General features: G+C 46.4%; 12 protein-coding genes. All 12 read right to left on the bottom strand.

The window, feature by feature from the left end:
- Window positions 1-70: 70 nt before the first annotated feature.
- Window positions 71-1,963, bottom strand: coding sequence for an amidophosphoribosyltransferase (locus LWP20_RS12620; RefSeq protein ID WP_242928512.1), 1,893 nt, complete (start codon window positions 1,961-1,963; stop codon window positions 71-73).
- Between the two features lie 8 nt (window positions 1,964-1,971).
- A complete protein-coding gene (locus LWP20_RS12615) occupies window positions 1,972-3,480 on the bottom strand; it encodes an NADH-quinone oxidoreductase subunit N (RefSeq protein ID WP_242928511.1) in 1,509 nt (502 codons plus the stop codon).
- 6 nt (window positions 3,481-3,486) lie between these two features.
- Complete coding sequence (locus tag LWP20_RS12610) at window positions 3,487-5,232, bottom strand: complex I subunit 4 family protein (RefSeq protein ID WP_242928510.1); 1,746 nt, start codon at window positions 5,230-5,232, stop codon at window positions 3,487-3,489.
- A 133-nt stretch (window positions 5,233-5,365) separates the two neighbouring features.
- Window positions 5,366-7,537 carry an NADH-quinone oxidoreductase subunit L gene (gene nuoL / locus LWP20_RS12605; RefSeq protein ID WP_242928509.1) on the bottom strand — a complete coding sequence of 724 codons (2,172 nt, stop codon included), beginning with the start codon at window positions 7,535-7,537 and terminating at the stop codon, window positions 5,366-5,368.
- A 92-nt stretch (window positions 7,538-7,629) separates the two neighbouring features.
- The gene (gene nuoK / locus LWP20_RS12600; protein ID WP_242928508.1) at window positions 7,630-7,938 is read right to left on the bottom strand and encodes an NADH-quinone oxidoreductase subunit NuoK; all 309 of its coding nucleotides are present in this window, start codon (window positions 7,936-7,938) and stop codon (window positions 7,630-7,632) included.
- Window positions 7,939-7,940: 2 nt separating this feature from the next.
- Entirely contained in the window at window positions 7,941-8,453 is a 513-nt protein-coding gene (locus LWP20_RS12595) for an NADH-quinone oxidoreductase subunit J family protein (protein WP_242928507.1), read from the bottom strand.
- A 1-nt stretch (window position 8,454) separates the two neighbouring features.
- Window positions 8,455-8,904: a hypothetical protein gene (locus LWP20_RS12590; RefSeq protein ID WP_242928506.1), complete on the bottom strand. Its 450-nt coding sequence runs from the start codon at window positions 8,902-8,904 to the stop codon at window positions 8,455-8,457.
- An 87-nt stretch (window positions 8,905-8,991) separates the two neighbouring features.
- Window positions 8,992-9,606: a NuoI/complex I 23 kDa subunit family protein gene (locus LWP20_RS12585; protein ID WP_242928505.1), complete on the bottom strand. Its 615-nt coding sequence runs from the start codon at window positions 9,604-9,606 to the stop codon at window positions 8,992-8,994.
- A complete protein-coding gene (locus tag LWP20_RS12580) occupies window positions 9,603-10,706 on the bottom strand; it encodes a complex I subunit 1/NuoH family protein (protein ID WP_242928504.1) in 1,104 nt (367 codons plus the stop codon). The genes LWP20_RS12585 and LWP20_RS12580 overlap by 4 nt, the downstream gene beginning before the upstream one ends.
- Before the next feature lie 111 nt (window positions 10,707-10,817).
- A complete protein-coding gene (gene map, locus LWP20_RS12575; protein ID WP_242928503.1) occupies window positions 10,818-11,576 on the bottom strand; it encodes a type I methionyl aminopeptidase in 759 nt (252 codons plus the stop codon).
- Window positions 11,577-11,598: 22 nt separating this feature from the next.
- Window positions 11,599-12,783, bottom strand: a complete 1,185-nt coding sequence (locus LWP20_RS12570) for a glutathionylspermidine synthase family protein (protein ID WP_242928502.1) — start codon at window positions 12,781-12,783, stop codon at window positions 11,599-11,601.
- Between the two features lie 23 nt (window positions 12,784-12,806).
- On the bottom strand, window positions 12,807-13,364 hold the full coding sequence (locus tag LWP20_RS12565; protein WP_242928501.1) for a Cj0371 family chemotaxis-regulating polar lipoprotein: 558 nt from the start codon (window positions 13,362-13,364) through the stop codon (window positions 12,807-12,809).
- Window positions 13,365-13,570 lie beyond the last annotated feature (206 nt).

Here is a 13,570-nt window from a genome sequence, read left to right as displayed (position 1 = left end):
TCCAGGTGGCAAAAACAAAAGGCCTGCTCATTTTACTGAGCAGGCCTTTTGTTAGCATTAACGTTTCTGACTAGTAAGCTCTTACAGCTTTTTTCTCCACAAAATTCATAAAGGCACGGTTCACAACTCTTGTACCACCCGGGGTTGGATAGTTGCCGGTAAAGTACCAGTCGCCTTTGTGGTTCGGGCATGCTAGGTGTAGGTCTTCTATAGTTTGGTAAATTACCTGTACTTCTGCTTTTACTTCCGGCGCTTTTACAATTTCCGATACTTTGGCTGAGATCTCGTCATGCGTAAACAAATCGAAAAGCTCTTTAACAAAGTTGGTTTCTTTGAAAGCCTCGGTACCTTCGGCAGCTACACACTTATCGTATACTTCATCTATTTTATAGTATAGATTACGGTCTTTCAGCAGCTCCAGCATAGCACGGAAAGCTACGAACTCCTTCACACGGCTCATGTCTATGCCATAGCAATCCGGGTAACGGATCTGTGGCGCGCATGAAACGATGATGATCTTCTTCGGCTCCAGCTTATCCAGCATTTTGATAATAGACTTCTCCAGGGTAGTACCACGCACAATTGAGTCATCCAGCACCACTACGGTATCTATACCTTTCTTTACTACTTCGTAAGTCGTGTCGTACACATGCGTAACCAGGTCGTCGCGGTTATTATCGTCTGTAATAAAAGTACGAAGCTTCACGTCTTTGATCACCAGTTTTTCGGCACGCGGCTTAAACTGCAGTATCTCATCGAGTTGTTCTTCGGTGAGTTGCTGGTTAAGTATAGCCTGTTTACGGTAAGCGCGTAGGTGATCTTCAATTCCCTTCATCATACCCAGCCACGATGTTTCCGCTGTATTCGGGATGTAGGAGAAAACAGTATTTTTCAGGTCGTAATTAACGGCCTCCAGAATCTGCCGGCACAGGCGCTTGCCCATGTTCTTGCGCTCTTCATAGATCTCCGGGTCGTTGCCGCGTGAGAAGTAAATGCGTTCAAAGCTGCACGACAATTTCTCGCGTGGTTCCAGTATTTCTCTAAGCGACGGATTGCCTTCTTTATCAACTATAAGCGCATGCCCCGGGGTAATCTCTTTGATAGCCGCATAATCTACATCAAAAGCTGTTTTAATGGCAGGCTTTTCAGAGGCGATCACCACCACTTCATCATCAATATAATAATAAGCGGGGCGAATACCGTTCGGATCGCGGACAACAAATGAAGCGCCGTAACCTGTTAAGCCAGCCATAGCATAACCACCGTCAAAATCCTTAGCCGCACGCTTCAGTACACGTTCCAGATCAAGGTTTTCTTCAATAAGAGTAGTTATTTCTTTGTTCGTATACTCGTGCTTATAAGACTCGAACAACTCCTGGTTCTCTTCGTCCAGGAAGTGGCCGATCTTCTCTAAAACAGTTATAGTATCGGATTTCTGTTTCGGGTGCTGACCAAGCTCTATCAGTTTCTGAAACTGCTCCTCTACGTTGGTCATGTTAAAGTTACCGGCAACGGCAAGGCTGCGGCTGCGCCAGTTGTTTTCGCGCACCATCGGGTGGCAGTTGTCTACGCTGTTTACGCCGTGCGTACCATAACGCAGGTGGCCCAGGTATACATCACCCAAGAAAGGCATGTTTTCCCAAACCCAGCTCAGGTCCTCTGCTTTATCCGGATTACTTTCCTTCAGCTCTTTAAATTCTTTGCCGATCTTGCCGAAAATGCTGTCGATAGCGCGGGTTTTTACAGAACGGAAACGGCTGATGTATTCCATGCCCGGACCAGCGTCGATTTTTATACTTGCAACGCCTGCTCCGTCCTGGCCACGGTTATGCTGCTTCTGCATAAGCAGGAACAACTTGTTAACGCCGTACATGGGCGTGCCATACTTCTCAACGTAATACTCAATTGGTTTTCGGAGCCTGATCAGGGCTATACCGCATTCGTGTTTTATTGAATCGCTCATGTTTGCTGTTAAAGTGTCTGTGCCAGCAGCTTCTCGATGTAGTGCAGCAGCAGGTCAGGTTTAAAGAACAGGACCAGCAGCGGCAACGCAAAAAACGCCAGCAGCAGCTTATTCGACAGTGAAATAACTAAATTTTCTTGAGTTAAATTCCTTTTAAGGAAAAGGTAGTATGGAATCCTGATATAATAAAATAGTGCCACCCCGGTTAGCAACACACCCGCTACTAAAAGTATAAGCAGCAGCGTTTGCCCCGACGAAGTATAGGCCTCCCAGACATTGCTGAAAATAAGAAGCTTGCCCATAAAACCAGCCAGCGGCGGAAGCCCTGTTAGCGACAGCAGGTATAACAAGGCCATTACGCCCAAGTAAGGTAATTTATGCCCTAAACCAGTAAAATGCTCTAGTTTATGGGTGCCAAAGTTTTCTTCGGAGATCTGCAGAAACAGGAAAATGCCATAGTTCATGAACAGCAGCACCGACAAGTAAAACAGCACACTTGAAGTATAGTTGGTGCCAAATGCCATCAGCGCCATCAACAGGAAACCCGCATGCGAAACTGAGGAATAAGCCATTAGTCGGCGTGGCGTTTTTTGCCAGAGTGCTGTAAAATTTCCAATCACTAAAGTCACCAACGCTGCAATACCCAGGAACAAGAGCACATCATCAAAGTATGCCGCAACAGCCGGGTCGGCAAAAGCAGCCACAAAACGAAGTATAACAATGATGCCAGCCATTTTAGGACCAGTAGAGAACAGTGCAACTATAGGCATAGGCGCGCCCTGGTACACATCTGGCACCCAGAAATGAAACGGTGCAGCCGATATTTTAAAGAAGAAGCCTGCAAAAATAAGTATAGCCGCGATAGTTACCAGCAGGTAATCGGACTGCAAAAGTGCCTGCCAAAAAGTGCCTTCAGTATAGTTCAGTGAGCCGGTAAATCCATAGAAGAACGACATGCCATAGAGCATCACACCCGCCGACAAAGTACCGTAAAGTATATACTTCAAGCCTGCTTCTACCGCTCGCTTTTCTTGTTTTAAGGTAAGTGTCAGGATATAGGATGCAATGGAAACCACTTCGATGGCAAGAAATACCATGAGCAGGTTTATGGATTTGGCCATCAGGTTCAGGCCCAGCACCAGCATCAGGATCAGCGCATAATATTCGCCTCTTCCTTCCTTAAGCTGTTCAAGTGATTTACTTTGGAGTGTGAGAAGTATGGTAAAGATACCCGCTGCGCTAAAAAGCATACCACCGTATCGGGCTAAACCATCTGAGCGCAACAAGTTCAAAAACTGCACGCCACCTGAAGTATAGCCACCTAAGATTTGAAGTATAAAAACGGAAAAAAGACCAGTAAGCGCCAGCCACGGCAGCAGTTGTTTTATAGTTCTGGACTTAAACAGGTCGAGTGTAACCAACAGCAGGAAGAAACCAGCTAATAGTAACTCTGGCAACAGCGAACCGGCTCCTGCTATAATGGCGTCAATCGACTGGCTTAGGTTGGTGGCTTGCACTTTCACTTACTTAATGATCGTAGACAATACCATGTTCAGCTGTTCATGGCCATTTTTAAGCACCAGTTCTGTAAAGCCCTGCGCCGCCATACCGATCTTATCTAGCAACAGGTGCGGGAAAATTCCGAATAACAAGGCAAGTATAGCCAGTGGCACTAACATCAGGTATTCTCTAGTGTTAAGGTCAGTAAGTATAGCTTTTTCGCGTAGTTCCGGGAATATCCAGTATTTACCGAAGAACATGCGTTGTAAGGCCCACAGGTAATAAGCAGCCGCCAGTAATAATCCAAACACAGCAACTATAGTTAACCAGCGCGGCAATAAGCCTGTTATATCCGGAGAACTGAAACCACCTACCAGTACCAGCAACTCAGCTATAAAGCCAGAGAAACCTGGCAAGCCCAGCGAGGCAAAGAAAGCGATTACCACAAACGTAGTATAGGCTGGCATGCGCTTGGCTAATCCACGGAAGTTTAGGATCATGCGGTCGTGGGCGCGGTCGTAGATAACACCCACCACCAGGAAAAGCATAGCTGAAATAATACCATGGCTGAACATCATGTAGATAGCACCGTTCACCCCTTCTGACGTAAGCGAAGCCAGCCCCAACAGCACAAAGCCCATATGCGATACCGAAGAGTAGGCGATGAGCTTTTTCAGGTCGTTCATGGCCAGCGCGCAAAGGGCGCCATAGATGATCGAAAGCACTCCTAATCCACCTACCAGCACAGCAAAATAAGCACCTGCATCTGGGAAAATCGGGTACACGATACGTATCAAACCATAGCCACCTACTTTTAAAAGTATAGCAGCCAGTAGAACAGAGATTGGCGTAGGGGCCTCTACGTGTGCATCTGGCAACCAGGTATGCACCGGCACCGAAGGCACTTTAATAGCAAAACCGGCAAAGAGTAATAAGAAGGCGATAAAGCGAATTGGCAGATCCCACAGCACCGTTCCCGACAATACATGCAGCAAACTACCGGGTATAAAGTTGGCAGGCTCCATCATGGCTGGAATACTGAACGTGCGTACAATGTCGGCTCGCTCGATCACGTTTTGTTGCAACAGTTGCTGTACCTGCAAGATCACGTTCGGGTTTGCGCCACCCTGCTGCAACATATCAAGCTGCGCTGCAGTCGCCGCCGGATCAATTACCGAAGTATAAAGCCCGATCATCACGATCAAGATAAATAGCGAACCAACCAAGGTATAAATGAAGAACTTGATAGCGGCATATTCGCGTTTCGGGCCACCCCAGATACCGATCAGGAAGTACATTGGCAGGAGCATGAACTCGAAGAACAGGTAGAACAGGAAGAAGTCCAGCGCCAGAAAACATCCCATTATGCTGGTAAGAAGCAACAGGTAGAGCAGGAAATAGCCCTTTACGTTTTTTTTGATCGTCCAGGAAGAAATGACGCCAATGACACCGATAATGCCCGTGAGCAGCACCATACTGATACTAATACCATCCACACCAACAAAATAATCGATCTGGAACCGGCCAAGGCTACCCAGCGAAAATCCGATCCAGTTCAGTTTCTCTACAAACTGGTAGCCTTGTTGCCCGTTGGCAGCGGCTGCACCATCGAAGCGGAAGTATAAAAGTATAGCCAGCACCATTTGCACCAACGCACCAGCTAAGGCTACCGCCTTCATCGGTTTTTGCAATCGCGCAGGCAGTAGCAACACTACAAGCGCTGCCAGCAAAGGTGTAAATATCAGGCTACTAAGTATGAAATCAGTCAAGAGTTACGAATTCTGAGTTATGAGTTACGAGTTTTTACTTTAGTTGCTTTGGGCTGACAAGCATTAAGATCATGTTGGTTTATCTCCACATTTTCAAATTTTCTCATCTCCAAATCTTCAACTCAAAGATACTTTAAAACAGGACGATATATAGTATTATCAAAATAAATCCGAAAAGTGAATAGGCATAATAACTCTGCACTTTGCCATTCTGTAGGTTGCGGCCCAGCATACCGAATACTTTCGAAAGCGCTCCCACCAGCCACACTAGCCCATCTACTACCAGCCTGTCAAACCAGCCCACCATTTTAGAGAGCACCACCAGCCACTTGCTGCCATAGTTCAGGGTAAAATCAATGACGCGCTTATCTACACGGTAAAGCGTAGTCGCCATCCAGAGCGCTGGCTTTACAAATGTGATATGGAAGAAAGTATCCAGGTAAAAATGATTGAAGCTCAGTCGGACGAAGGTGCTGTTGGGCTGTTCGCTTACTAGTTGTTCACTTGTTTTCCGGTTGTATTTTATAAGTGCTACTGCTATACCAAAAGCCGCCAACAATGCGGAAGTAACTCCAATTACAATGTGGGGCAAATGGTTCGCGTCGTCTTGTATCGTTACAGTCTGCACCAGTTTTTGGGCAAGCAGGGTAAGCGACAAACTTTTCAAACTTATTCCCTCTACGACCCAGCTACCCTTAAAACTCAGCGGATTTAAGGAGAAGAAAATACCCAGCGAAAGGATAGCAAGTATAACGACGGGCACGAGCATGACACGCCCTGTTTCCAGCTTCGGGGAGAAGCGAATCTGTTGCACATCAAAAGGAGCCCGGAAACTGCCAAAGAACATGAACCACATGTGGCGTGTCATGTAATAAGCTGTCAGCACTACTACTAAAAAGCCTGTAACCGGAACTATAAAGTATAACAGGTTGCCATTCGCGCTCATCGTTTGTGCCCAGGCCCAACTTACTGAAAGTATAGCGTCTTTGGAAAGGAAGCCTGATGTAAGCGGAATGCCAGCCAGCGCAGCCGTAGCCAGTAAGTAAGTATAAAATGTAAGCGGCATAGTTTTGCGGAGCCCGCCCATGTTTCGGATGTCCTGCGGATCGATGTTCTCCAGGTGTGCATGGTGCAGCCCATGGTGCATGGCATGAATGATAATACCTGAATTTAGAAACAGCGCTGCCTTGAAGAACGCGTGTGTGGTCAGGTGGAAAAGCGACGCATCGTACGCGCCAGTACCCATTCCCATAACCATATACCCCAACTGAGAAATGGTAGAAAAGGCTAGAACTGCTTTTATATCATATTGGTTCAGGGCGGCCAGCGCACCAACTAAGGCGGTAATGGCACCAACTATAGCAATAACGGTAAGTGCATCAGGAGTAAAAAATGCGTAGCAACGCGCCAGCAAGTATACACCAGCTGCCACCATGGTCGCCGCATGTATCAACGACGAAACCGGGGTCGGCCCCTGCATGGCATCTGGTAACCAGATCTGCAACGGGAATTGAGCTGACTTACCCACGCAACCCATAAACAAGCCCAAGCCAGCCAAAGTAAGCAGCAACGCACTTAGCTCCAGTTGCCACAGCTCCCCATTTAAAGTATAGTCAAGTATAAAGCTATTGTCTGACCAGTTGCCGGCACTTATGAGTGTACGAAGCGTTTCAAGGTCGAAAGTGCGGAAGTAAGTATAAAAGGCAAACAGGCCAAGCAACAACCCAATATCCCCTACCCTGTTCACCAGGAAAGCTTTTTTGTTAGCGGCCACAGCTGCCGGCCGCTCAAACCAGAAACCAATGAGCAGGTACGATGAAAGTCCCACCAGTTCCCAAAACATGAACAGCAGCAGTAAGTTATCTACCAGCACAATACCCAGCATACTGAACGTAAACAGCCCCAGGTAAGCAAAATAACGATGGTAGCCTGTATCGCCGTGCATGTACCCTACCGAGAACAGCTGCACCAGCGTAGAGATAAACGTGACAATTACCAGCATCAGCACGGTCAGGTTATCCAGCAGAATACCCGCTGTAAAATCAGAAACTATACTTGATGGTAGGCTAAACCAGACGGTTCGCGTGTGATAAGTAGCGGTGTTCCAGGTTTGGGTGAAGAGGTAAACTGAAAGTATAAAAGTGGCCGCTGAGATACCAATTGCCAACCAGTCGCCTCGGCGCGGCAGACGCTTACCAAAACAAAAGAGCACAAAAAAAGCCAGTAGCGGCAGCAACAGCACTACCAGCGCGGTAGTGGTTTGGGGCGTGCCAGCCAGCGGCTTCAGAAGTTCAGTGAGCTCCAAGTCAGGTTTATAGTTTCAGTTTGTGCCTTTCGGGCTGCCAAAGTTAGCTATATTAGCTTAATTTTATACTTATAGTTTACAGTAAACGGGCTTTAGTCTTGCGTTGCAATTTCGCTAAGGTTAGCAGTTTTAAAATGCTGGTACACGCGTAAAACTATAGCCAGGGCAACGGCAGCCTCAGCGGCGGCAATCACAATTACGAAAAGCGAAAACATCTGGCCCTGCAACAGTTGCGGATCATGGCGGCTAAACGCGACCAGGTTCAGGTTGGCAGCATTAAAGATCAGTTCAATGCCCATTAGCACTACCACCGCGTGGCGTTTGGTGATAACAGCCAGTATTCCCAGGCTGAAAAGTACAGCACTCAGAAGTAGAATATGTTCTAAAGGAATCTGTGGCATAGCTATACTTTCTGTTTGTCGGTGGCAATGTAGGCGGCTCCCATCAGGGCAATCAGCAATAGCAACGAAGCGATTTCGAAAGGCAACACAAAATCCGTCATCAGTTTTATACCTATAGTTTGCACTGTGCTTTTCTGGTCACCCAATACATTTAACTCTGTTGTTTGTAACCAGGGCAGTGAGCTGATGTTGGCTTTCAGTATAGAATAACTTAGTCCCACAACTATAAGTCCGGCTATCAGTGTACCCCAAACTGTGTTCACGTTTTCCGACAGCACCGATTTATCGTGCACCCGACTGCTCAGCATGATACCGAAAAGTATAAGCACTAGTACACCACCTACATACACCATCAGTTGGGTAACAGCTATAAAATCAGCAAAAAGCAACACGTAAATGCCAGCTATACTTAACAATACTATCAACAACGAAAAACCGGCATACAGCAGGTTGCGCGTAAGCACCATGTAGGCTCCCGAAACTATGGCAAGTATGGCGAAGATGTAGAAAAGCATTTTATTTAATTGAGTCGATGCCTTGTTTATCAATTATGGTTTTATCTCCTATTCTTAGATAGGAAGTATCTCCATTTTCATCTGCAATAATAATGGTATCTCCTGAAGTAATTAGATACTCCCCACGAACTACTATATCATCTTTTGGATTTCTGATTTCATAATAAAGAATCAAAAACCATAAAAGTAAGCCACCTGCTACAATACCATGCACCATGAATGCACCTTTTGAAAGTTGATCTGGAGACTTTGTTATGTATTTAAATACATTGGGTATCAGTTTAAACAATCCGATTAAGACTGTAATAATGACAATAATGTGAGAAAGTCCCGGGCCATGAGTGTAAGCTTCATTAAAACTAAAATAAGCAACTGCTGCTAGGCCAAAACCAATCAAATAAAGCAAGGAAGCATGCAACGCACCTTTATATTTGCTATACAAGTCCTTCATATTCGTTTAAGCCTAAGTTTCTCAAAGATCTTTGCACTTCCGAAGCGAAGAAGATCCTTGAAATAGCACATTTTAACAATTCAGCAATTACCCCTGCTTTCTTGCTGCCAACGCTGCTGCTTTTGCTGCGGCCATTTCTTCCTGCTGTTTTGCCAGGAGTTGCTTTTTCTCCTCAGCTTGCTCCGGCGACAGATCCGTGAAGTGGTAGATCATGTTCTTGATATCTACTTCCGCGAAATCGTACACTGGGGTCATAGTCAGGCAGTCGGTTGGGCAGACAGTGGTGCAGAGGCCGCAGTAGCAGCACTTAGCTAAATCGATATCAAATACTGGCGCATACAGGCGTTTTTTGGTTCCGTCTGATGTTACCCCGATCTCTTCCGTAGCCTTTACAGATTCTATAGTTATGCAGTTTACAGGACAAATTTTAGCGCACAGGTCGCAGACAATACAGTCGTCTATCTCGTTGTGCAGGCGATAGCGGCCGTTATCGGGAACAGGTATGGCTTCGTATGGGTACTTCAGCGTTACCAGTCCATCGGGTTGGTTAAAGTAATTTTTATCGGTTACATACTCCGGGGTACGGCGGTTATTGGCATTCTTAAAGTGCTTCCATGTCAGGCGCAGGCCACTTACCAGCGACTTCACCACGTCCCAGAATCCGGATTTATGTTGTATGGCTTTTCTCTCGGTCGTTCTCATATCATCAAAAGTCGCCAGATGCCTGCTATCAGAACTACTCCTAACGCAATTGGTGTAAGTACTTTCCAGCATAGGTGCATCAGTTGGTCTACACGCAGGCGTGGGTATGTCCAGCGTATTTGTAGTTGCAGGAACAGCAGTACAAACGTTTTGCTCAGCAACCAGAATCCGCCCCAAAGTATACTTGATACTTCACCAACGGTACCAGTGGTCCAGTAAGCTAAACTAACAGGTCCAATGTTTGGTAAAGGCGTGTTCCAGCTACCCAGGAAAAGTATAACTGCCACCAGACTTACCAGCACCATCATGCTATACTCTGCCAGGAACAACACGGCAAACCTAAAACCTGAATATTCTACGTGAAAACCAGCAACTAACTCCGACTCCGCTTCCGGAATATCGAAAGGTGCGCGGTTGCTTTCGGCCAGCGAGGCGATAAAGTATATAATGAAGGAAATTAAAAGTATAGGAGCCCGGAAAATGTTCCAGGTTGTGATGCCGCCTATAGTTGTGGTGTTAATGCCCAGTGCTTCGATGCCGAATAGCCAGTTCATTTCGTATTCCAGTCCCGGAAACTGATTCATTAAAGCGCCTTGCTGGTAACTTATTTCCTGGAAATCCAGGGACTGGCAAACCATTACTGCAGAAAGTATAGCCAAGCCAGCCGGAATCTCATATGAAACGATTTGCGCTACCGAGCGCATAGCACCCAGCATGGCATATTTGTTATTAGAGCCCCAGCCCGCCATCAGCAGACCAACCACATCTAAAGAGATAATTGCCAACAGGTAAAAAACACCAATGCCAATACCCGCAGGCACAAGATCAGGGGTAAAAGGGATAACGGCAAAACCTGCGAAAACAGCAGCGAAGATAAGTATAGGCGCCAGTTTGAAAAGGCTTTTATCGGCAGCAGCAGGTACAATGTCTTCTTTCTGCAACAGCTTCAGCACATCCAACACCGATTGCAGTGAACCATACGGACCGGCTTCGGTTGGCCCAAGCCTGTCCTGCATAAAAGCCGCCACTTTACGCTCTGCATACGCCAGCACAATCACTATCGAGAGCAACAGCACAAGTGTAAGCACAAAAGCGAGCATAGGCGGTTATGGTTTATTACCGGGCAAAGGTAGGGTTAAATTTGGAAATTTGAAGATGTAGAGATTATGTCTGAATCAGGATTTGCGGGATTAATGGATTGGCAGGATTTGTTAAGTACCATTAGCCTTGGTAAGTATAATAGGCTCGCTGTCTGTAATGAGTATAGTATGCTCGTGTTGAGCTACATAACCACCTTTCTCTGCCAAGAGTGTCCAGCCATCGCCCTTGTCGCGGGTATAGCTCCCTTTGGTAGAGATAAATGTTTCTACAGCTACAACACTGTTTTTCTTAAATCGCTGTGTATTAAACTTGTCGTAAAAGCAGGGGATTTCATGTGGTGCTTCGTGTAGGCTCTTTCCCACACCATGCCCTACCAGATTCCGGATTACTTTATAGCCATTCTTTTTCGCTTCTGTCTCAATTATTCTGCCTATATCTGAAATTCTTACTCCGCCTTTTATCTCTTTCAGCGCCTTATATAAAGCGCTTGTCGAAGCATTAACAAGTTTATTAAGAACATTTATATCTTCGCCTACCACAAAAGAACCACCATTATCTGCAAAGTAACCGCCTAATTCCGCTGAAACATCAATATTTACCAAATCCCCTTCCTTCAGCACAGTTTTAGTAGAAGGTATGCCATGGGCGGCTTCATTATTCACGCTTATGCACGTATAACCAGGGAAATTATAGGTTACCTTTGGTGCTGACTTTGCGCCATAAGAACGTAAGATCTCATACCCAAAATCATCTAGTTCTTTAGTTGACATGCCCGACTTTGCATGCTCCCGCATTTGCTTCAGCGTAACAGCCACAACTTCGCTAACCTTTGTAATCCCAATTAAATCTGCTTCTGATTCTATAGACATTTTATACTTCTTCTAATTTTGATTACTCTACTAAGTGAGGCACAAACTGCGACAGGTTGGTAATGATACCCTTCTCGCGGCGGAAACCGATGGCACAACCTTCGCCGGCCCAGAAAACACCTGCCTGGTAAGTATAGCCTTTGTTGTCCTCGGGCAGGTCGCACCAGCGCTGGTATACCTGCTGTTGCTGGTCGTATTCGCCTTCCAGTTTGGTTACGCGCACTTTGTCTACTACTTCTATACTTTGCCCTTCCCTGCCGAAGTATGGCTTGCGGATATACTTGCCAATTAGTGGTTCCAGATCAGCTTCTAAAAGCAATGGGTGGTATGGGTAAGCCTTCCAAAGCCAGGCTAGCATGCCTTTACTCTGAAACAGTAAAGTATAAGCCGGATTGGAAACCACTACATTTCGGCTACGAACAAGTTGTGTCAGGCTTTCGCAGAGTTCTGGCTCTTCCCAGGCAATCTGTTCCCAGGGCAATAGCTTAAACAGGAACGGAAACTGCTGCCACTGCTCCTGCCCTATCTGTGCCCACACGCCACGTTCCGCTCCCTGCGTCGAGATAGTTACTTCATCAATGGGGCAAAGATGTGCATCAAAACCAGCTTCGGTAGCAGCCTGCGCCAGTACGGCACAGTTAGTTTCGTCTTCTGCACTGCCACCTAGGTAAGTTAACAATAATGCCGGAGCCAGATCATTGTTCATCATACGCCAGGTTCTGAACTGTTCTACCAATGCCTCATATAAACCCGAGTATTGGTTGGAATTTTGTTTTCCGGCAGCAGCTAAGCTTGCCCATTGTACCACAGCAGTTTCAGGTATAGATGTCGCGGTATCGGCGTTAAATTCCAGCAGTTTTGGCCCTTCAGGAGTTTGAGCCAGATCGAAGCGGCCGTACAAGTGCCAGTGCCGGTCGTCGTTCCATGATTGTCGCACCAGTTGCCATAAGTTTTGGGGAATACCAAGCACATTTAGGAAAGCATCCGGCAGATCATCCGGCACGGCCTGCACCATCATATTATAGAGTGTATCGGCAGCCTCCAACAGTTTATCTGCGTCATTCTCGTTCAACACTACTGCTTCGCCGGGCACATAGTTGGCGCAACCATCTTCTACACACCACTCCCAGCCAAGGCCACGCACAGCAGTTTCCACGTCGCCGGAGTGTGGTTCCAGACGCACTCTAACTCTTAAATTATTCAGCATGAAGTATAGTTCTGAAGTATAACTTAACCACCGAAACCACCGCCACTGCTGCGACCTCTGAAATAGCCGCTTCTACCGGAACGGGGTGCTGTACTTTGCTGACGATAGGTTTGCACATTCTGCCTCCAGGAATCAGTACGACGAATATGGCTCGGGTTAGCATAATAAGCAGGGTTCGGAGACATCATACGACCAGCCATGTACCCCATACCGCTCCACCAGAGCACGCTACCTAGTCCAAATCCACCTTGCTGATAGGTATTCTGATTGGTTGCCAGTTCTTTCATGCGGTTTTCAAGTTCCAGTCCCTTCAGGGTATCTATCCGGCCATCGCTATACTTTAAAATAGCCATGCTGGCACCCGGTGCTGTGGTGCGCTCGTCGGTTATTTTCCACTGGTCAGGAGCTTCTTCGGTAAGTTCTGTGATGATGCCATCCGGTAGTTTTACTTCTTCACCAGAGTTCCAGTCGTTGTTATTGTTATTGTTGTTGCCGCAACTGGTAAGGCCCATGCAGGCAGCCGCCGCTACTATAAAGGCGTTGCGTTTAAGATCGCCGATGCGCAGATATCGTTTTTTCATTCGTTCTAATGCAAGTATAGTTAAAGGTACGGTTTTAAGGGGACTTTTGATAATGCAAAGGAGTTCTGTGTCTAGAGTGTTGAGTCCCGTGTTGGTAAGTGATTAGATGATAGTTTTATAGTTAGAGTTGGTCCAACCACCCCTAACCCCTCCTTGTCTAAGGAGGGGAGTTATACCTAGTTTTTATTCTTTCATCTCAAATAGCA

This window comes from Pontibacter vulgaris (assembly GCF_022758145.1).
GTDB lineage: Bacteria > Bacteroidota > Bacteroidia > Cytophagales > Hymenobacteraceae > Pontibacter > Pontibacter vulgaris.
The sequence above is the reverse complement of the archived record's forward strand: the minus strand, read 5'-3'. Positions and strand labels throughout refer to the sequence as shown.

Bases quoted from the DNA above. Each gene is read 5' to 3' on its own strand.
- LWP20_RS12620 (WP_242928512.1), bottom strand. From the start codon at position 1,963: ATGAGCGATTCAATAAAACACGAATGCGGTATAGCCCTGATCAGGCTC.
- nuoK (WP_242928508.1), bottom strand. From the start codon at position 7,938: ATGCCACAGATTCCTTTAGAACATATTCTACTTCTGAGTGCTGTACTT.
- LWP20_RS12595 (WP_242928507.1), bottom strand. From the start codon at position 8,453: ATGCTTTTCTACATCTTCGCCATACTTGCCATAGTTTCGGGAGCCTAC.
- LWP20_RS12590 (WP_242928506.1), bottom strand. From the start codon at position 8,904: ATGAAGGACTTGTATAGCAAATATAAAGGTGCGTTGCATGCTTCCTTG.
- LWP20_RS12585 (WP_242928505.1), bottom strand. From the start codon at position 9,606: ATGAGAACGACCGAGAGAAAAGCCATACAACATAAATCCGGATTCTGG.
- LWP20_RS12580 (WP_242928504.1), bottom strand. From the start codon at position 10,706: ATGCTCGCTTTTGTGCTTACACTTGTGCTGTTGCTCTCGATAGTGATT.
- map (WP_242928503.1), bottom strand. From the start codon at position 11,576: ATGTCTATAGAATCAGAAGCAGATTTAATTGGGATTACAAAGGTTAGC.
- LWP20_RS12570 (WP_242928502.1), bottom strand. From the start codon at position 12,783: ATGCTGAATAATTTAAGAGTTAGAGTGCGTCTGGAACCACACTCCGGC.
- LWP20_RS12565 (WP_242928501.1), bottom strand. From the start codon at position 13,364: ATGAAAAAACGATATCTGCGCATCGGCGATCTTAAACGCAACGCCTTT.